Raw genomic sequence first — 20,525 nt, 5'->3', positions numbered from 1 at the left:
GCGGGGGTGGGAGGGGGGTCGTGACGACCGGGTGTTCGAGCCGGAACGATCGGTTCTCCAGGCGTGGCGCTCCACGCAGGTTCTTCCCGCTCTCTCCTTTTTCCACCATATACCTGGGGGTCCTCCTGAACCGTCCGGCTCTCAGGAGGTCCGGCACCGCCGGTGGACGCCGTCGAGCCGCTCGGTGAACCCTCCCCGGTCGAGGTGTTCCAGGAGCGGCACCGCGACCCTGCGGCTGGTGCCGAGGGCCTGCCTGGCCTGGCTGACCGTGAACGGCTGCGGCAGCCGGGCGAGCACCCGGGCCGCCAGGGCGTCCGCGCCGGGCAGCAGCACGATCCCCTCGGCCACCCGCAGCAGCGCCCCCGCCCGTACGGCCGCCGCCACCTCGCGGGGGCCCAGCCCCAGCGCGGCCAGGCGGTCCGCCTCCGGCGCCTGGAAGGGACGGGCGGCCAGGTCGGCGCCGAGCCGTCCGACGGCGCGGGCGACCGGCGCGGGCAGCCCGCTCCGCCCGGTCACGATCCTGCCCTCGGCCAGGGTGAGCGGCGGCCGGACCAGCGCCGCGACCAGCCGCCGTTCGGGCAGGCCGAGCTCGTGGCGGGCCGCCTCCACCGGCATCCCGGGCTCCAGCGGATGATCGGCCGCGTACCGCCGCACCGTCTCGGGCAGCCGCTTCCCCAGCCCCGACCAGTACTCCGGATCGGCGTGCCAGTCGGCGCAGACCGGTCCGGTGCCAGGGACGCGTCCCAGGGCGCGCAGCTCACCGGCGCGCAGCAGCAGGTGGGTACGGAGCAGCGAGGCCGCGTCCGGGGCGGCCCCGGCCAGCTCGGCCGCCCGCTCCCGGGCCGCGCCCCGGCGGCGCAGCTCGGGCGGGCGGGGGTCGAGCACGCGGGCCCCGGCCAGCACCCGCACCTCACCGCGGCTGCGGCCGGGATCGCGCAGCAGCAGCACGTCACCCGCGTGCAGGGGCAGCGGCCGGGCCAGCCGGAGCCGGGCGATCCGCCCGCCGAGCGGCCGCACGGTGCAGACGACCGAGGCGGAGCCGAGATGCGCGGTCAGCCGCCCCGGCAGGTCCGCGGCCCCCCACTCCTCGCCGTGGCGGGCGGCGGCGCCCTCCCCCGGGCGCCCCGCCGGTTCCCCCTCGGAAGGGACGGCGCGCCCGGCCGGGCTCAACCGCACGTCGACCAGGTCGGTGCGGGTCCACGCGCCCGGGGTGACCAGGGCCGTGCCGCGCTCGGCGGGACCCTGGAGGCGCAGGTTGAGCGCGACCCTGGCCACGCCGTTCACCGAGGTCACCGGCTCCTTGAGGCACTCCAGCGCCCGGACGCGCGCGGGGACGTCGCCGAGGAGCAGCTCGTCCCCCGCGGCGACGGTGCCCACGGGCAGCGTGCCGGTCACCACCGTCCCGCTGCCGCGCACGGTGAACGCGCGGTCGATCCAGAGCCGTACCGGCGCGGCGGGGTCGGCCGGGGGCAGGGCCGCCACCAGCCGGTCCAGCGCCCGGCGCAGCTCGTCGAGCCCCTGCCCGGTACGGCCGCTCACGGCCAGCGTCTCGACCCCGGCCAGACCGCCCGCGGCCAGCCGGTCCCGTGCCGTACGGGCGGCGGGGGCGGGGTCGGCGAGGTCGGCGCGGGTCACCACGAGCAGGCCGTGCCGCACGCCCAGCGCCTCCAGCGCCACCAGGTGCTCCTCCGACTGCGGCATCCACCCGCCGTCCGCCGCGACCACGAACATGACCGCGGGGGCCGGACCGGCCCCGGCCAGCATGGTGGCCAGGAAGCGCTCGTGGCCGGGCACGTCGACGAAGGCCAGCCGCTCCCCCGAGGGCAGCGTCGTCCAGACGTGGCCGAGCTCGATGGTCAGGCCCCGCCGCCGTTCCTCCTCCAGGCGGTCGGGCTCCATCCCGGTCAGCGCCCGTACCAGCGTGGACTTGCCGTGGTCGACGTGGCCGGCGGTGGCGACGACGTGCATCAGAGATCCGCCCCCAGGACCGCCCGCACCACGTCGCCGTCGGTCCCGGCGGGCACGCCGCGCAGGTCCAGCAGGAGGCGGTGCCCCTCCACCCGGCCCACGACCGCGGGGTCCCCGGTCCGCAGCGGCCCGGCGAACCGCTCGGGCAGGCTGACCGCGGCGCTCGGCAGCGTCACCCCGGGTGCTCCGCCGCCGCCCACCGCGGCCTCGCTGGGCACGGCGCGAGCGTCGATCCCGGCCTCGGCCAGCCTGCGGGCGAGCGCGGCGGCGCGCTCGCCCAGCACCGCGGGATCGGCGTGCAGCGCCTGGGCGACCGGGGGTTCGGGGCCGCGCAGGGTGGCCTCCAGCGCGGCCAGCGTCAGCTTGTCCACCCGGAGCGCGCGGGCGAGGGGGTGTCTCCTGCACGTCTCGACCAGGTCGCGGCGGCCCAGCAGCAGCCCGGCCTGCGGGCCGCCGAGCAGCTTGTCGCCGCTGGCCGTGACCAGCGCGGCCCCGGCCTCCAGGGCGCTCGCCGCGTCGGGTTCGTCGGGCAGCAGCGGCTCGCGCGCGAGCAGGCCGGAGCCGATGTCGGCGACCACGGGCACGCCGAGCCCGGACAGCTCGGCGATCCCGGCCGAGCCGGTGAAGCCCTCGATCCGGAAGTTCGACGGGTGCACCTTGAGGACGAACCCGGTCTCGGGGCCCACGGCCGCGCGGTAGTCGGCGTAGGAGGTGCGGTTGGTGGTGCCCACCTCGCGCAGCCTGGCCCCGGTGGAGACGAGCAGGTCGGGGATGCGGAACCCGTCGCCGATCTCCACCAGCTCGCCCCTGCTGACCACGATCTCCCGTCCGGCGGCGAGCGCGGTGGCCACCAGGACGAGCGCGGCGGCGTTGTTGTTGACCACGTGCGCGTCCTCCGCGGCGGGCACGGCCCGGGCGAGCGCGTCCAGCGCGCCCCGTCCCCGGCGGGCGCGGACACCGGTGGCCAGGTCGAACTCCACGTCGGTGTGACCGGCCGCGGCCAGGGCCGCCGTCCGCGCGGCCTCCGACAGGGGCGCCCGGCCGAGGTTGGTGTGGACCAGCACCCCGGTCATGTTGATCACCGTCCGCAGGCTCGCCGGGTACGGCGGCAGCGCCGCCACGGCCGCGTCCGCCACCTCCCGCGGGTCGAGCCCGCCCTGCCGTACGCGCTGCTGGGCCAGCGTGACCGCCTCCTTGACGACGGCACGGCCGAGCCGCCCCACCGCCGCGACGAGCCGGGGGTCGGCGAGGACGGCATCGGTGCGCGGTACGAGCCTTCGTGAGTCCACCCCTCGAAAATAGAGCGGGGACGTACCGGAATCGAAGCCACCGGGCCGCGGGATCCGGCCCGGCCGGTTCCTCGGACACACCGCCGGGACCGACGGTTCCGGGGGTGCACGACCGGCCGGCCCGATCTCCAGGGGTTTGGTCCGCTCGCGACCAGGTATCTCCTCGACCTCATGGGTGTTCCCGACATGGACCGGTGTCGAAAGGCCAGGCGTGTGATGAACGATCCTTCGCGTGTCCTCGTTCTGGGCGGGACCGGCAAGACCGGCAGCCGGGTCGCCTCCGCGCTGCGCCGCCGCGGCGCCGACCCCGCCGTGGCCTCGCGCCGGGGCCCGGTCCGCTTCGACTGGGCCGACCGCTCGACGTGGGGACCGGCCCTGGACGGCGTCGACGCCGTGTACGTGGTCGACTCCCAGGGGCCGGACGCGCCGGAGGAGGTCCGCGCGTTCGCGGCTCTCGCCGCCGGCGCCGGGGTACGGCGCCTGGTCCTGCTCTCCTCCCGCACCCTCGGCGAGATGGGCGAGGACCTCCTCGCCACCGAGCGGGCCGTCAAGGAGTCCGGTGTGCGGTGGACGATCCTGCGCCCGACCTGGTTCGCCCAGAACTTCACCGAGCTGGACTTCATCGCCTCCCCGCTGGACGACACCGGCGAGCTGCGGCTGCCCACCGGCGACGGCCGGGAGGCGTTCATCGACCTGGAGGACCTCGCCGAGGTGGCGGCGGTGGCGCTGACCGAGGACGGGCACGCGGGGCGCACGTACGTCCTGTCCGGCCCGCGATCCCTCAGCTTCGCCGAGGCGGTCGGCGAGATCGCCCGCGCGTCGGGCCGTGCGCTGCGTTTCGTCCCGGTCAGCGAGGAGGAGTACCGTGCCGAGCTCGCCGCCGCGGGACGCCCGGACGCCGTGGCCGAGGAGATGATCGCCGTTCTCCGCCATGTCCGCCTGGAGCGCGGCTGGGAGCCGACCGACGGGGTCCTGCGGGCGCTGGGCCGCCCGCCCCGTGACTTCGCCGACTACGTCGCCCGGACCGACTTCGGCACCGGCTGACCGGCGGACGCACAAAGTAGTCTCACAAAAAATAGTCTGTAACAAATCCATCTGCTACGGTCTCTTCTGTTCCCTTCCGGAGCGGGAGACGGTCACGGTGCGCACCGCGCCTTCCCCGACCCGACCCGGCCCGGCCCGGCCCGGCACCGTCACCTCCCGGTCGCGCCGGCCGACGCCCACCGGCCCGGCCGCCGCGATGCCGGTGACGGTCTCGGGGGGCGGCATCGCGACCGTGTCGATGCCGGCGGTCCGCTCCGGGACCGCCCGACCGTCACACGCGGCCCGACGAGACACCGTGCAGACAGGAATCGATGAAGATGACCGAGCCGACCGCCACGAACGAGAACGACCAGGTCTCCGGCCCCGCGCCGCGGGCCCTGACCGACCAGGAACTGGTGAACCTGCTCGGCGAGCAGCAGTTCGGCGTGCTGGCGACCGTGGGGCGCAGCGGCCACCCCCACCTGTCCACCGTCCTCTACCACTGGGATCCCGACGAGCGGGTCGTACGGATCTCCACGACGAACGACCGCCTCAAGGCACGCCGGCTGCGCGACGATCCCCGTCTCGCCCTGCACGTGAACGGGCCGGACGTCTGGTCGTTCGCCGTCGCCGAGGGCGATGCGGAGGTGTCGGAGATGACGACCACGCCCGGGGACGCGATCGGCAGGGAGTTGCTGGCCCTCACCCCGGGCTTCGAGGACCCGGCGCAGGAGGCGGCGTTCCTCGGACAGGCGGTGAGGGAACGACGCGTGGTGATCAGGCTGCGGGTGTCACGCCTGTACGGCACCGCCCTGGACATTCCCACCGGGGACCGGTAGGGCGGGTGGTGGATCGCGCCCGTCCGGTGAGCCCCGGTGTGACGACCGTGCCCGGCACGTGTCCGGGCATGGCCCCCGTCTCGCCGCGTCCCGGGAGGCGGGTCAGGGTGCCGGGAACCGGCGCAGCGTCGGGCTGAGCACCGTACCCGCCGCGACGAGGGCCAGGCCGGCCGCGCAGACCAGCACGGCGGTCGAGCCGCCGGCCGTCATGAGGAGACCGCCGACCATCGGGCCCAGTGCGGCGGCCCCGCCGGAGAAGAGCCCGGCGATGCCGGAGAGACGGCCGCGCAGGCGGTCGGGGGTGACCGTGAGCTGGTAGGTGAGGACCGTGGTGTTCGCGACCGGGGCGAGGAACGCGGCCCCGCCGAGGAGCACCCCGAGGAGGATGCCGCTCGGCACTACCGCCATCAGCGCGGTCATCACGGCCGCCACGAGCGGGAAGCCGACGATGAAGAGGAACGGCGGGAGGGCCGCGTGCAGGCGGGCCGCGGACAGGGCTCCCAGCAGGCCGCCCGCGCCGATGCACGCCATCGTCAGGCCCACCTCACCCGGGCTCACCCCCTCCCCCGTCATCGCCAGGACGATGATGACGAGCGCGCCGAAGACGAGGTTGGACAGTCCCATCCACACCAGCGTCATCCTGATGACCCGGTGTCCCGCCACCCAGCGGAACCCCTCGGCGACACCGCTCCCGGTCACCCGTGCCCGAGGTGACCCCGCCGTGGCCGCCTGTCGCGGCAGGCGCAGGAACAGCAGCGTGACGAAGGAGGCCGCGAGCATGATCGCGTCAGCGCCGAAGGGCGCCGTGTGGTGCAGGGCGAACAGGAAGCCCGCCAGGGCCGGTCCGAGCAGGGTGGCGATGAAGGGCCGCGCGGTGTTGCGGGCGATCGCCAGCGGTAGCTGTGACTCGGGTACCACCTGCGGGAGCGCGGCCTGCTCGGCCGGCTGGAACACCGAGCTGAGGAACCCTTCGACGGCGGCGACCAGCAGGATGTGAGGGAAGCTGTACACGCCCATCAGCAGCGCCACGGCCACGCTGCCCATCGCGAGGGCACGGGCGCCGTGGCACAGCAGCATGACCTTCTTGCGGTCCCACCGGTCGGCGACCACCCCGGCCGGCACGTTCGCCACCATGTGGGCCGTCGCGAGCACCGACGAGACCAGGCCCATGTCCAGCGGTGAGCCCGACATTGCCAGGATGAGCAGCGGGAAGGAGACGAAGGTGATCTCGCTGCCCAGCTCGGAGAAGAGCTGGCCGGTCCACAGGATGTTGTAGTCCCGGTTGCGGGACAGGCGGACCGGCCCGCCTCCGCCCGCGTTCCCCTCCGGCGCCCGTACGCTCCCCATGGCGGACGTCACCCCCCCGCGCCGGAAGCGCCGGGGGCGACGGGGGCGACGGGGGCGACGGGGGCGCTGTCGCCGTCACGCGCCCGCCTGGCCAGCCGGCCGGCGACCTGGACGAGATCGACCTCCCCCGTCCCGGGGTCGCGCAGGAACCGGCCGGTGTAGGTGGTACGCCCCCCGGCGGGTTCCCGCATCGTGAAGCGCAGGCCCTCGAAGAGGGTCAGCTCGAACCGCTCCGCCGCGTTCGTCGTCAGGCCGAGCCCGCCGGCGCCGTCGGCGACGACCGTGAACTCCATCTCCCCGTTGACGTACCGGCCCGCGCACTCCGGCGGCCCCGGCGCCCGCGGTCCCGGATCGGCGGGCCGCGACAGGCCCCGGCCTCCCACGGCCCGTCCCCCCGGGCGGAGCTCTTCCAGCAGGTCCTCCCAGAGCGCCGGTCCGGTGGCGGCGTTCGTGGTCAGCGCGACCACGGTCCCGCCGGCCTGCTCGAACCGCAGGTGGCAGGAGGTTCCCTCGCCCGTGCCGTCGTGTCCGAACCAGTCGGGCCCGGCGTCGCGGTATATCGCCCAGCCGAGCCCCCAGGAGTCGGCCATGCCGAACGGCCCGGCCGTCACGCCCGCGAGCTGGTCGCGGCGCATCTCACGGGCGGAGTCACGGTCGATCACCGCCTGGAGCGAGGGGGCACCGAGGTGCATCAGCGCGAACGTGACCAGGTCGGCGGCGCCGAGGGCGAGCCCGGCGCTCGGCGCCGCCACCTTCGGCAGGGTCTGCCCGGTGACCGGCAGCATCCGGTCACGAGCCCGCTGCACGGTGTGCCCGGTCACCACCGGCCGGAATCCCGAGGGCGGGCCGACGACGAACGCGGGCGCGATGTCCAGCGGCCTCAGGATGATCGCCTCCGTCGCCTCCCACCAGCTCATCCCGGTGATCACCTCGACGAGGTGCCCGGCCAGGATGTAGCCGATGTTGGAGTAGGAGAAGAGAGTCCCCGGCGGGTGTACGGCATCGGACTCGCGGCAGTGCCGGGCCACCCACCGGCGCCGGACCTCGGAGTGGTCTCCGCCCTCGTCGATGTTGGAGGCCAGCCCGCCGGTGTGGCTGAGCAGCCGCCGCGCCGTCATCCTCCCACCGCCCCCCACCTCGGGCACGTACTCGGCCAGCGGCGCGTCGAGGTCGATGTCCCCGCCGGCCGCCAGAGCCATCACCAGCGTCGCGGTGAAGGGCTTGGTGAGCGAGCCGAGCGGGAAGGCCGACCGGCGGGTCACCGGCCCGCCGGTCCCACAGGTCTCCTCGCCGGTCTCGGCGGTCACGGTCTCGCCCGCGTGGTGCACGGCCAGCTGCGCCCCCGGTACGCGATGCTCGCGGGCCAGCCCGGCCAGCAGCGAGGGAAGGTGGACGTCCATGCTCACTCCCCTTCCGCGCGGCCGGCGGCCGGGTCGAGGTGCGCGGCGACGGCGCGCAGCGCGGCCAGGAGGTCCTCCGCCAGGCCCGCGACCGTGGCGCCGTCGTAGGCGCCCGCCGCGTGGCTCCAGTCGAACCTCAGCCTGCCGTCCGCCACCGAAGCGGTGATCTCCAGGGCGCGGGCACCCGGCGCGCCGGTGGGCGGCACCGCGCGGAACGAGCGGTAGAGGAGGCTATCGCCCGGGTCCGGCGGCTCGTGGAAGGCGAAGGCCACCCGTGGCCGGTTCCTCCCGGGCGGTTCCGGGGCCGGCGAGCCCGGCGGGGTGAGGTGGCGCAGCGCTCCGTAGCCGAGGCCGCCGCCCGGAACGGCGCGGAGACGCGCGCGGACGGCCCTGACGATCGCCGGCCAGTCGGCCGTCTCCTCGCCGGGCGCGCCGAGCACGGCGGGGAACGCGGTGGCGAACCGGCCGACGGTGCGGGAGAGGTCGGCCTCGTCGAAGATCTCCTCCCTGCCGTGGCCCTCCAGCTCGATCAGCACGCTGTCACCGCCCGTCCAGCGGCACAGCACCCGCACCAGCGCGCCGAGCAGCACGTCCCCGGTCCCGGCGCGGAACGCCGCGGGCGCCGCGCGCAGGAGCAGCCCGCTCTCGCGTTCCTCCAGGGAGACGGACACGCGCCCGGAAACGGCCGCGGCCGACGGCGCGGGAGCGGGCGGCGGTACGGTCTCGGGCAGCGTCGTCCAGTACGCCGCCTCCTCGGCGAATCCTCCCTCGGCGGCGTACCCGGCCAGCAGTCCGGCCCAGCGCCGGAAGGAGAAGGGCTCCGGCCCCGGGTCCGTCGGCGTCCCGGCCTCCCACCGCCGATAGGCCCGCTCCAGGTCGTCGAGCAGGATGCGCCAGGAACGCGCGTCGACCGCCAGCGGGTGGACGGTGAGGCAGAGCCAGGGCCGTCTTCCCCGGCCGAGGTCGAGCAGCGAGGCCCGTAGCGGCGCCCCGTCCGGATCGAGGCCGCGGGCGGCCTCGCCGGCCGCGAACCGGTCCACGACCTCTTCCACGTCCGCGACCGCCCGCGCACCGGGGCTTCCGGCCTCCCGCGCGCCGGGTTTCCCCGCCTCCCGTGTCACGGGCCCCACGGCGCCGGACAGGTCGTACCGGCGTAGCGGGTCGCCGGTGGCCGCCGGTGGCGCGGCGTGCTGCTCCCAGGAGCCGTCCGCGTGCCCGAAGCGCGAGCGCAGCGCGTCGTGCCGTGCCACCAGCGCGGCCAGGGCCGCGCGCAGTCCCTCCTCGGTGGTGTCCTCGGCCAGTTCGACGAGCACGGGCCGGGCGAGGCGGTGCGGGGACGACCCGTACGTCTCGACGAACCCGCGCTGGGCGGGGGTCAGGGGCACCGGGCCGGACGTGCCCGGGCCGGCCGTCCCCACCGGTCCCGTCGCGCTCGCGAGGCGCGCCACGGTCTGGTTCAGGAACAGGTCCTTCGGCGAGACGCGCAGCCCGGCCCGCCTGGCCCGGTGGACGACCTGCATGCTCAGCAGCGAGTCGCCGCCGAGGTCGAAGAAGTTGTCCTCCACACCGATCCGGTCCGTCTCGACACCGAGGACCTCGGCCCAGATCCCGGCCAGCAGCAGCTCGGCCGCGTCACGCGGAGCGACGCGACCGGCGCCCGTGGCCGTGCCCTCGGGCGCGGGCAGCGCGTTCCTGTCCGCCTTCCCGCTCGGCGTCAGCGGGAGCTCGTCCAGCGGGACGAAGAAGGCGGGCACCATGTAACCGGGCAGGGATCGCCCGGTGTGCTCGCGCAGCTCGGCGGTGGTCGGCGCGGTGTCCCCGGCGGGCACCAGGTACGCCACCAGCCGTCGGTCGCCCGGCCTGTCCTCCCTGACCGTCACCACCGCGGACGCGACACCCGGGTGGGCGAGCAGGACGCTCTCGATCTCACCGGGCTCGATCCGGAACCCCCGGATCTTCACCTGGTCGTCGACCCTGCCCACGTACACGAGCACGCCGTCGGCCCGCCACCGGACCACGTCGCCCGTACGGTACATCCGCGCGCCGGCGGGGCCGAACGGGTCGGCCACGAACCGCTCCGCGGTCAGTGCGGGACGGCCCAGGTAGCCTCGGGCCACGCCGTCCCCCGCGATGTACAGCTCCCCCGGGACGCCGGGGGGCACCGGCTGGCAGAAGCGGTCCAGCACGTACACCCTGGTGTTGGCGATCGGCACGCCGATGGGGGGTGCCACCGCGTCTACGGCCTCCACCATCGCCGCGGTGGACCAGATCGTGGTCTCCGTCGGCCCGTACAGGTTGGTCACCGACCGCGCCGCCTCCGCCAGCGTTCCCGCCAGGTCCGCCGGCAGCGCCTCGCCGCCGACGAGGACGCGCACGCCCGCGAGGACCTGACCGGTCTCCTCGGCGACCGCCCGCCACAGGCTGGGCGTGGCCTGTACGACCGTCACCGACTCCTCGGCGACGACCCGCCGCAGCCGCCGCGGGTCGTGGACCAGTTCGCGCCCGGCCAGGACCACGGCCGCGCCGCTGATCAGCGGCACGAACAACTCCAGGCCCGCGATGTCGAACCCGACCGTCGTCATCGCCAGCAGGCGGTCGCGGGAACCGAGGCCGAACCGGTCCCGCATGTCCACCAGGAAGTTGCGCAGGTTGCCCCGGGAGACCACCACGCCCTTGGGCCTGCCGGTGGAACCGGAGGTGTAGATGGTGTAGGCCGCGCTGTCCGGGTGGAACTCGGGGTGGGACCCGCCGTCCCGGCCGGCGGGGCAGGCGTCCAGCGCGGCGAGGACCTCGGGGTCGTCGAGGGAGATCCGGGGCACCGCCTCGAAGACGTCCGCCAGCGCCTCGGCCTGCGCGCCGCCGGTCAGCAGCAGCGCCGGGGCGGCGTCACCGAGCACGAACGCCACGCGCTCACGCGGGTGCTCGAGGTCCAGCGGCAGGTAGGCCGCGCCCGTCTTGAGCACCGCGAGCATCGCCACCACCAGGTCCGCCGTCCGGGGGAACGCCAGGCCCACCAGGGTCTCGGGACCGGCGCCGCGCGAGCGCAGGTGACGGGCGAGCCGGTCGGCGCGCCCGTCCAGATCCGCGTACGTGAGCGTGACGTCCTCGCAGACCAGCGCGGTCGCGTCCGGGGTGGCCGCGGCCTGGTCCTCGAAGAGCCGGGACGGGCCGGCGGGAGGCAGGTCGCGGCCGGTGTCGTTCCACTTCACCAGCGACCGCTCGCGCTCGGCGCTGGTCAGCAGGCGCACCTCCGACAGCCGGCGTCCAGGGTCGGCCGCGACGGCGCCGAGGAGCATCGTCAGGTGCCTGGTCATGCGCTCGATCGTGGTCTCGTCGAACAAGGCCGTGCTGTAGGCGACGGCCACGGTCAGCGCGCCCCGGTGCTCGTAGAAGTTCACGATCAGGTCGTGGCTGACCTCGCCGCTCGTGACGGGCAGCGCCTCGACACGGATTCCCGGCAGGTCCATGTCCCGCGCCGGGGTGTTCTCCAGCACCACCATGACCTCGACCAGGGGGGTGCGGCTGGGGTCCCGCTCGGGCCGCAGGGCCTCCACGAGGCGCTCGAACGGGACGTCGTCGTGGGTGAACGCCTCCAGCACCGTCGCGCGGACCTGCGAGAGCAGGTCCGCGAAGGAGGAGGACTCCTCCACCCGGGACCGCAGCACCACGGTGTTGACGAAGAACCCGACCAGTCCCTCCAGCTCGGTCCTGTTACGGCCGGACGTCGCCGTGCCCACCGCGACGTCCCGCTGGCCGCAGTAGCGCGCGAGCAGCACCTGCGTGGCGGCGACCAGGACCATGAACAGGGTGGCGTCGTGGCCGCGCGCGACGGCCCGCAGCCGGTCCACGACCTCGGGCGGCATCTCCGTCGTGTGCGTCGCACCCGCGGTGGCGCGCACGACGGGCCGCGGCCGGTCCACGGGCAGGGCCAGCGGGGCCATCCCGTCGAGCCGCCGCCTCCAGTAGCCGAGGTGCTCGTCGAGTGCCGGGCCCTCCAGCAGCTCCCGCTGCCAGGCGGCGAAATCCGCGTACCGCAGGGGAAGCGGTGCCGGCTCCCGCCGCCCGCCGCCGCCCGCCCCGTCGGGGCCGTTCACCTCGAGGGAGTAGAAGGCGGCGAAGTCCTCGGCGAGCACCCCCATGGACCAGCCGTCGGTCACGATGTGGTGCATGAGCAGCGCCAGTACCTGGTCGGCGTCGTCGAGACGGATCAGCACGGCCCGGAACAGCGGGCCGTGCCGCAGGTCGAAGGGGCGGGAGGCCTCCTCCTCCAGGCACCGCCACATCCCGGCCTCGCGCTCCTGCGCGGGCGTCCCGCGAAGGTCGATCGATTCGAGGATCGCCTCCGCGTCCGTCGTCGAGGTCGCCTCGGAGAGCGGGTGGATCGTCTGGGAGCCTCGGCCCTCGGCGTCGCCGAACGTGGTGCGCAGCGACTCGTGCCGCCGCACCAGGCTCCGCAGGGCGGCCGACGCCGCGCCGGTGTCGAGCACACCGCGGAGCCGCAGCGCGAGGGCCGTGTTGTATCCGGTGCCTCCGGGGTCGAACGCGTCGAGGAACCACAGGCGCTGCTGGGCGAACGACAGCGGGAGGTCGTCGTCGCGGTCCACCACCCCGATCGCGGCCGGCCCCCCGCCGGGACCGCCGCCGCGGAGCAGCGGGGCGAGCGTCGCGACGGTGGGCGTGTCGAAGAGCTGCCGGGGCGGCGGTGCCGAGCCGAAGGCGGCCCGGACCCGCGAGATGATCTGGATGCTGAGGATCGAGTCGCCGCCGAGGTCGAAGAAGCTGTCGTCCATCCCGACCCGGGCGACGTCCACCTGGAGCACCTCGGCCCAGATGGCGGCCAGCGCGCGTTCGGTCGCGTCGCGCGGGGCGACGTACACCGTGCCGGTGTCGGCGGCCCTGCCGGGGTCGGGCAGCGCGCGGCGGTTCACCGTCCCGCTCGGGTTCAGCGGCAGCGCGTCCAGGGTCACGAACGCGGACGGCACCGCGTGCGCCGGAAGGACCCCGGCCAGGAACGCCTTGAGCTCCGCCGCGTCCACCGCCTCGCCCGAGGGCACCGCGTAGCCGGTCAGCCGGGTGCGTCCCGGGGCGTCCTCCCAGGCGGCGACCGCGGCGGCGGCGATACGGGGGTGGCGGGCCAGGGCCGACTCGATCTCTCCCAGCTCCACACGGAAGCCCCTGATCTTGACCTGGTCGTCGGCCCGGCCCAGGAACTCCAGGTTCCCGTCGGCGCGCCGGCGCACCAGGTCCCCGGTACGGTACATCCGGCCCTCGCCGCCGGGGGCGAACGGATCCTTCAGGAACCGCTCCGCGGACAGTTCCGCGCGGTTCCAGTAGCCCCGCGCCACCCCGCCGCCGCCGATGTAGAGCTCTCCGGTGACACCGAGCGGCACCGGGCGCCCCTGCCCGTCCAGCACGTAGACGGTGGTGTTGACCAGCGGGCGCCCGATGGGCACGAAGGCCGCGTCCCCCACGGGGTCGCCGCCGAGCTGGAAGACCGTGGAGTCCACGGTCGTCTCGGTGGCGCCGTAGGCGTTGACGACCATGGTGTCCCGGCCCACCCCGCGCAGCACCTCCTCGGAGTCGCCCGCGGGCCAGCCCTCGGAGCCGACCATGAGGACGCGCAGCGAGTCGAGCCGCACGCCGCGCCGCCCGGCCTCCTGGACCAGTGCCCTGGCCAGCGACGGGACCGTCACCAGGATCTCCGCCCCGGTACGGGCAAGGATGTCCAGCAGGACGGGCGGGTCCGCCACCGCCTCGGCCGGGCACACCTCCATCGTCCCGCCGAACAGGGCGGACAGCAGGAAGTCGCCGAAGAACAGGTCCACCGACAGGCTCGACACCGACAGGGAGCGTGGCCGCGTACCGGACAGGCCGTAGCGGGCGTCCCAGGCGCGCACCATGTGGTGAACGTTGCGATGCTCGACCATCACGCCCTTCGGGCGGCCGGTGGATCCCGAGGTGTAGACGACGTAGGCCAGGTCGGCCGGTGTCACGGCGACGTCCGGCGGCGACGCGGGCAGCCGGTCGAGGGCGGGCCGGTCCCGGTCCAGGAACACGACGGAGACCGGGGGCGTCCCGGACGAGGCGGACGGCGCGACCCGGTCCAGCAGCCGTTCCTGGGTCACCACCACCGGCGCCGACGCGTCCTGCAGCATCGTCGCCAGCATCGCGGGCGGGTAGTCGGGGTCGAGCGGCACGAACGCACCGCCCGCCTTCAACACCCCCAGCAGCGCGACCATCGCGTCCACGCCGCGCTCGACGCACACCCCCACCAGCACGCCGGGAACCACCCCCAGCTCCACCAGGCGGTGTGCCAGCCGGTTGGCCCGCTCCTCCAGCCCGGCGAAGGTCAGCGCGTCCTCGCCGCAGCTGACGGCGACGGCGTCCGGGGTGAGCCCGGCCTGCGCGGTGAACAGCTCGTGGACGCACCCGGCGGGCGGGAACTCCACGACGGGGCCGTTCCACTCCCCCAGGAAGCGTTCCCGCTCGGACGCGGTGAGCAGGGGCAGGTCCGCCACCGGGCTCGCCGGGGTCGCGGCGATCGCGCCGAGGATCGTCTCCAGGTGCCCGGCCATGCGTTCCACGGTCGGCTCGTCGAACAGGGCGGGGTCGTACCCCAGCGCCAGGGTCAGCTCCCGCGCCGCGTGGGCGGTGAGGGTGAGCGGGTAGTTGGTCTGCTCGTCGCCCCGGTGGTCGCGCACGCGAAGCCCGTGCCTGGCCGCCGCGTCGGGGTCGTACGGGTAGTTCTCGAACACCACGACGCTGTCGAACAGGTTGGTGCCCCTGGGCACCTCGGCGCACGCGTGGATCTGCGCCATCGACAGGTACTCGTACTCGCGGGACCCGGCCTGCGCCTCCTGGAGGCGCCGCAGCCACGACGTCACCGGCTCGGCACCGTCCACGTCGATCCTGACGGGCACGACGTCGACGAACAACCCGATGATCGACTCCGAGCCGGGAAGCCCGGCGGGACGGCCGGAGACCGTCGCCCCGAAGCAGACGTCCCGCTCCCCGCCGTAGCGGGACAGCAGCAGCGCCCACGCGCCCTGCACCAGGGTGTTGACGGTCAGCCGGGCGTTCCTGGCGCACTCGTACAGCCTGCCGGACAGCTCCCCCGGCAGCCGCGACCGGATCTCCCTGGAGGAGCGCGCCCCGTGTGCCCGCACCACCGGCCGGTCGAACGGCAGCGGGGTCGGCGCGGTCATGCCCGCGAGCACCCCCCGCCAGTACCTCTCCGCCTCGGCCCGGTCCTGGCGCGCCAGCCACCCGACGTAGTCCCGGTACGGCGGGCGAGGCGTCACCGCGCCCGCGTGCCCGCCGGTGAGGGCCGCGTACTGCTCGAACACCTCCGACAGCACGTGCGAGGAGCTCCAGCCGTCCAGCATCATGTGGTGCGCCGCCCACAGGAGCTGCACCTCGCTGTCCGACAGCCGCACGAGGTCCAGCCGGGTCAGCGGCGCGACGCCCAGGTCCAGCCGCCGCTCGGCCCGGCTCTCCCACAGCCTCCGCACCGCCTCCTCCCGCTCCGGTTCCGGCAGGTCACGCAGGTCGTGGTGGGTGACGGGGACCCGCACCCCCCGGCGGACGACCTGCACGGGCTCGGGGACGCCCTCCCAGATCACCGCCGTACGCAGGGCGGGCGTGCGGTCGACGACCCGCTGCCACGCCTCGGCCAGCGTCTCCGCGTCGGTGACCCCCTCCAGCACCATCGAGAAGTGGCCGGCGTAGATGTCGGCGCCGGGCTCGGCCAGCGAGTGGAAGAGCATGCCGCTCTGCATGGGTGTCAGCGGGTAGATGTCCTCCACGGACCGGCCGTCCCCGGCCAGCCTGTCCACCGTGGCCTGGTCGAGCGCGGCGAGCGGGAAGTCGGAGGGGGTGCAGCCGCCCGCACCCGGTTCCGCGCAGTGCGCGGCGATCCCTTCCAGGGCGGACGTCATCCGCGCCGCCAGGGCCTCGACGGTCTCCTCGTGGTGGACGGCGGCGGAGTACGCCCAGCGGAACTCGAGCTCGTCGCCGTCGACGAACCCGGTGATCTCCAGCAAGTGCCGCCTGGCCTGCCCGGGGCTGCGCTCCGCACCGGGGTGGGGAAGCCGCCCGGCGACGAGCCCGCCGCGCCCGCCGGATCCGGCGTCGAGCCGCCCGAGGTAGTTGAACCCCACCTCCGGATGCCTGCTGGCGCCCGGAGCGCGGCCGGGCGCGCCGAGATGGCGCAGCGCGCCGTACCCCAGCCCGTCACCCGGCACCGCGCGGAGCTGCTCCTTGACCGACATGAGCGTCTCCCTCCAGCCGGGCACGGGCGGGAGGCTCAGCGCGACGGGGAAGACGGTGGTGAACCAGCCGACGGTCCGCGAGAGGTCGACGTCGGGGAACAGGTCGACGCGACCGTGTCCCTCCACCTCGACCAGGGCGACGTCCTCGCCGGTCCACTCGCACAGCACCCTGCCCAGCGCCGCGAGCAGCACGTCGTTGATCCGGGTCCGGTAGACCTCCGGCACGTCGCGCAGCAGCGCCCGGGTGCTCTGCGCGCCCAGGCGTGCGGTCACGGTACGCATGGACGCGACCGTGTTCCCGGCGTGCCCGGCGTGCCCGGCGTGCCCGGCGTGCCCGGCATTCCGGTCAGGCCCGTCGTGCCGGTCGTGCCGGTCGGCGATGTCCACCGGCAGCGCGGCGACCTTGGCCGCGGTCTCGTCCAGGCGGGTCCAGTGGTCCAGCTCGTGGTCGAGGGCACCGGCCGCCACGTGGTCGGCCAGACGCCGCGCCCACTCCTGGAAGGAGGTCGTCTTGGCGGGGAGCCGGACGTCGCGGCCCGCCGCGGCCTGCCGGTAGGCGTCCTCCAGGTCGGGCAGCAGGATCTGCCAGGAGACGGCGTCGACCACGAGATGGTGGGCCACCAGGAACAGCCGGGGACGGCGCCCCTCGCCGAGCACGAAGAGCAGCGCCCTGAACAGGGGGCCGGTCTCCAGCCGGAACCCCTCCTGCGCGGCCAGCACGGCCTCGCGCATCCGCGCCTCCCGGTCGGCGTCGCCGGTTCCCGACAGGTCGATCCGCCGCAGCGGGTCGCCGCCCTCCGCGGCGGCGTTGTGCTGCCGCCACTCCCCGCCCTCGCGCCCGGCGCGCAGGCGCAGGGCGTCGTGGTGGGCGAGCAGCGCGGCCAGGGCGGCGCGCAGCGCCTCCTCGTCGGGCTCCTGTGCGAGTTCGAGGAACACCGCCTGGTTGAACCGGTCCACGCTGTCCATGAAGTTCTCGAAGAACCAGTGCTGGACGGGGGTGAGCGGCACCTCCCCCGACACGGCCCGCTGCTCGGCACGCCGCGGTTCCTCCGCGACCGCCTCCGCGGCCAGTTCGGCGACGGTCTGGCGCAGGAAGGTCTGCTTGGCCGTCACGCGCAACCCGGCCTCGCGGGCGCGGGCCACGACCCGCAGGCCCAGGATGGAGTCGCCGCCGAGGTCGAAGAAGTTGTCGTCCACGCCCACCCGGTCCACGCCGAGCAGCTCGGACCAGACCTCGGCGAGGATCCGCTCGGCGGGCGTGCGGGGCTCGACGTAGCGCGTCCCGGCCTCACGGTCCCCCGTGGGCGCGGGCAGCGCCCGCCTGTCCACCTTGCCGTTGACGGTCAGCGGCAGGCGTTCCAGCACGACGAACGCCGAGGGCACCATGTGCTCGGGCAACGTGGCACGCAGGAAGGCGCGCAGCTCCGCCAGGGCGGGGGCGCCGGAGTCCGCGGGAACGAGGTAGGCGACCAGACGCCGGTCGCCCCGGGCGCCGGTCCTGACCGCCACCGCGGCCTCGTCCACGGCGGGGTGCCCGGCCAGGGCCGCCTCGACCTCGCCGAGTTCGACCCGGAATCCTCTGATCTTGACCTGGTCGTCGGCGCGGCCCGCGTACTCCAGCTCGCCGCCGGGCAGCCGGCGTGCGCGGTCGCCGGTGCGGTACATGCGGGTGCCGGGCGGGCCGTAGGGGTCGGCGACGAAACGTTCGCCGGTCAGCCCGGGACGGCGCAGGTACCCGCGGGCCAGCCGGGGTCCGGCGAGGTAGAGCTCGCCGGGAACCCCGACGGGCGCCGGGCGCAGCCGCTCGTCCAGCACGTAGGCGCGGACGCTGCGGAACGGGCGGCCGATGGGCACCGCCGCGGTGCGGCCGTCGTCGGGGGTCAGCGCCTGGGTCATGGTGGCGCCGATCGTGGACTCGGTCGGCCCGTAGCCGTTGAACATCCGCCGTCCGGCCGACCAGGTCCGCACCAGCCCGGGAGGGCAGGCCTCGCCCGCGACGACCAGGACCGTCCCTTCGGGCACGGCGTCGGCGGGCAGCACGGTCAGCGCGGTCGGGGGCAGGGTGAGGTGGGTGAGCCCCTCCCTGTCGATCAACTCGGCCAGCGGAGGTCCGGGCGCCCGCTCCTCGGAGGTGGCGACGACCAGCGTGCCGCCGGACAGGAGGGCGAGCATCAACTCCCAGAAGGCCCCGTCGAAACTGAAGGAGGCGAACTGCAGCACCCGCGTCCCCGGGCCCGCGCCCAGCCGCTCCCGCTGGGTGAGCACCATGTCGTACAGGCCCGTGTGAGGGACCACGACCGCCTTGGGGCGGCCGGTGGAACCGGAGGTGTAGATCACGTAGGCGGGATGCGCGGGGTCCTGGCGGGCCGCCTCCACCGGGCCGTCGTCCGCAGGGCCGTCGTCCGCAGGGCCGTCGTCCGCAGGGCCGTCGTCCGCAGGGCCGTCAGGGGCGGCTTCCGCCGGGGCGAGGGCGGCGGCGGTGTCCGGCGCGTCCAGCACGAGGAGGGGAATCCCCGCCGGCAGCCGGTCCGCCTCCTCCGCGGTGGTCAGGGTGAGGATCGGCTCGGCGTCCCCGACCATCGCCCGGACGCGTTCCTCGGGGTAGTCCAGGTCCAGCGGCAGGTACGCGGCACCGCTCTTCAGGACGGCGAGGATCGCGACGACGGTCTCGGCCGACCGGGGGACGGCCACCGCGACGATCCGTTCGGGTCCGGCGCCCCGGCCTGCCAGCAACCGGGCCAGCCGGTCCGCCCGCTCGTCCAGCTCGCCATAGGTGAGGCTCCGCCCGGCGTGGACGAGGGCGACGGCCGAGGGGTCGGCCGCGACCTGCTCGGCGAACATCTCGGGGACCGTACGAGGCTCGGGGCCGCCGCCCTCACCGCACCACGTGTCGGTCAGCAGGCGGTACTCGGCGGCGCTCAGCAGGGGAAGGTCGGCGATCGGCCGGTCGGGGGCGTCCGCGATCGCCGTCAGGAGCGTCAGCAGGTGACCGGCCACGCGCTCGGCGGTGGCCGCCTCGAACAGGTCCGTGCCGTAGCCGAGGTGGGTGACGAGCGCACCGTCGCGCTCGTAGAAGTCGAACGAGAGGTCCATGGGCGCCACCAGCACCGGCGGGCGGATCTCCTCGACCCGTACGCCGGGCAGCTCGACCCTCCCCCCTGGCGCGTTCTGCAGGTTGACCGCGACCTCGGCGAGCGGGAGCCGGCTGGGGTCGCGCTCGGGCCGCAGGGCCTCCACGAGCCGCTGGAAGGGCACCTCGTCGTTGTCGAAGGCGTCCAGCACGGTGGAGCGGGCCGTGCCGAGGAAGGCGGTGAACGGCACGGACTCGTCGACCTGGCAGCGCAGCACCAGGGTGTTGACGAAGAAACCGATCAGCCTCTCCAGTTCGACCCGGTTGCGGCCGCTGGTCGCGGTGGCGACCGCGACGTCCCGCTGTCCCGAGTAGCGCGCGAGCAGGATCTGCACCGCGGCGACCAGGGTCATGAACAGGGTGGCGCCGTGCTCGCGGCCCACCTCCCTCAGCCGCGACACCACCTCGGGGGGCACCTCGAAGACGTGGACCGCGCCCGCGGAGGACCTGATCGGCGGTCGCGGCCGGTCGGTGGGCAGGTCGAGCGGGGCCAGCCCGTCGAGCCGCTCACGCCAGTGGGCGAGCCGGTCGTCGAGCGCCGTGCCCGACACACGGTCCCGCTGCCAGGAGGCGAAGTCGGCGTAGCGCAGCGGCAGCGGCGGCAGCGGCGACGGCTCGCCCCGGACGCCGGCCGCGTACAGGGCGTTCAGCTCGTCGGCGAACACCCCCATGGACCAGCCGTCGGTGACGATGTGGTGCGTGCTGAAGGCCAGCACGTGCTCGCCGGGGCCGAGCCTGAGCAGGCCGGCCCGGAACACCGGCCCCCGGCGCAGGTCGAAGGGGCGCGCCGCCTCCCGCAGGAGCCACCCGCGCAGCGTGGCCTCGCGGTCGCCGCCGGGAGGCACGTGCGCCTCGGTGACCTGGATCGGCACCTCCGTGGCGGGGTGCACGGTCTGCACGCCCAGGCCGTTCACCGAGTCGAAGGTGGTGCGCAGCGACTCGTGCCGGTCCACCAGGCGGTTCACGGCGAGCGTGAGCACGCCGACGTCCAGGTCACCGGTCAGCCGCAGTACCAGGGGGACGATGTACTCGGCGCTGTCCGGATCCATCTCGTACCTGAACCAGAGCCGCTGCTGGGCGGGCGACTGCGGCGACGTCCCCCCCGGAGGGGTGCGCGGGATCTCCTCCGCCTCCGGGGAGGCCGGGCTCTCACCGGCCAGCCGCCGTCGCATCGCCTCGCGCAGGTGCGCGGGCAGGGCGGCCATGCGGCCGTCGCGCGAAGAGGGGGCGTTCATGGCGTTCTCCCGTTCGGGGTCGGC

Annotated in this window: 7 protein-coding genes; 2 read left to right on the top strand and 5 right to left on the bottom strand. The window is 75.2% G+C overall.

The annotated features are described in order from the left end of the window. Window positions 1-141: 141 nt before the first annotated feature. Window positions 142-1,968, bottom strand: coding sequence for a SelB domain-containing protein (locus tag ACZ6RT_RS05170; RefSeq protein ID WP_470152306.1), 1,827 nt, complete (start codon window positions 1,966-1,968; stop codon window positions 142-144). Then, complete coding sequence (gene selA / locus ACZ6RT_RS05165; protein WP_470152305.1) at window positions 1,968-3,257, bottom strand: L-seryl-tRNA(Sec) selenium transferase; 1,290 nt, start codon at window positions 3,255-3,257, stop codon at window positions 1,968-1,970. The genes ACZ6RT_RS05170 and selA overlap by 1 nt, the downstream gene beginning before the upstream one ends. 216 nt (window positions 3,258-3,473) lie before the next feature. Here selA and ACZ6RT_RS05160 point away from each other — a divergent pair, with 216 nt between their 5' ends. Together ACZ6RT_RS05160 and ACZ6RT_RS05155 are read left to right on the top strand one after the other, a co-directional pair. After that, window positions 3,474-4,301, top strand: coding sequence for an NAD(P)H-binding protein (locus ACZ6RT_RS05160; protein ID WP_470152304.1), 828 nt, complete (start codon window positions 3,474-3,476; stop codon window positions 4,299-4,301). A gap of 317 nt (window positions 4,302-4,618) precedes the next feature. Further along, on the top strand, window positions 4,619-5,119 hold the full coding sequence (locus tag ACZ6RT_RS05155; RefSeq protein WP_399194415.1) for a TIGR03618 family F420-dependent PPOX class oxidoreductase: 501 nt from the start codon (window positions 4,619-4,621) through the stop codon (window positions 5,117-5,119). 102 nt (window positions 5,120-5,221) lie between these two features. On the opposite strand, the gene ACZ6RT_RS05150 is transcribed toward ACZ6RT_RS05155, so the two are convergent. Genes ACZ6RT_RS05150 through ACZ6RT_RS05140 form a run of 3 tightly spaced genes read right to left on the bottom strand, consistent with a single transcriptional unit; the run spans window position 5,222 to window position 20,501 of the window. After that, the gene (locus tag ACZ6RT_RS05150) at window positions 5,222-6,466 is read right to left on the bottom strand and encodes an MFS transporter (RefSeq protein ID WP_470152303.1); all 1,245 of its coding nucleotides are present in this window, start codon (window positions 6,464-6,466) and stop codon (window positions 5,222-5,224) included. Window positions 6,467-6,474: 8 nt separating this feature from the next. After that, window positions 6,475-7,866 carry a serine hydrolase domain-containing protein gene (locus tag ACZ6RT_RS05145; RefSeq protein ID WP_470152302.1) on the bottom strand — a complete coding sequence of 464 codons (1,392 nt, stop codon included), beginning with the start codon at window positions 7,864-7,866 and terminating at the stop codon, window positions 6,475-6,477. Window positions 7,867-7,868: 2 nt separating this feature from the next. After that, window positions 7,869-20,501 carry an amino acid adenylation domain-containing protein gene (locus ACZ6RT_RS05140; RefSeq protein WP_470152301.1) on the bottom strand — a complete coding sequence of 4,211 codons (12,633 nt, stop codon included), beginning with the start codon at window positions 20,499-20,501 and terminating at the stop codon, window positions 7,869-7,871. Window positions 20,502-20,525 lie beyond the last annotated feature (24 nt).

Source organism: Streptosporangium sp. NPDC050148 (assembly GCF_055586505.1).
The sequence above is the reverse complement of the archived record's forward strand: the minus strand, read 5'-3'. Positions and strand labels throughout refer to the sequence as shown.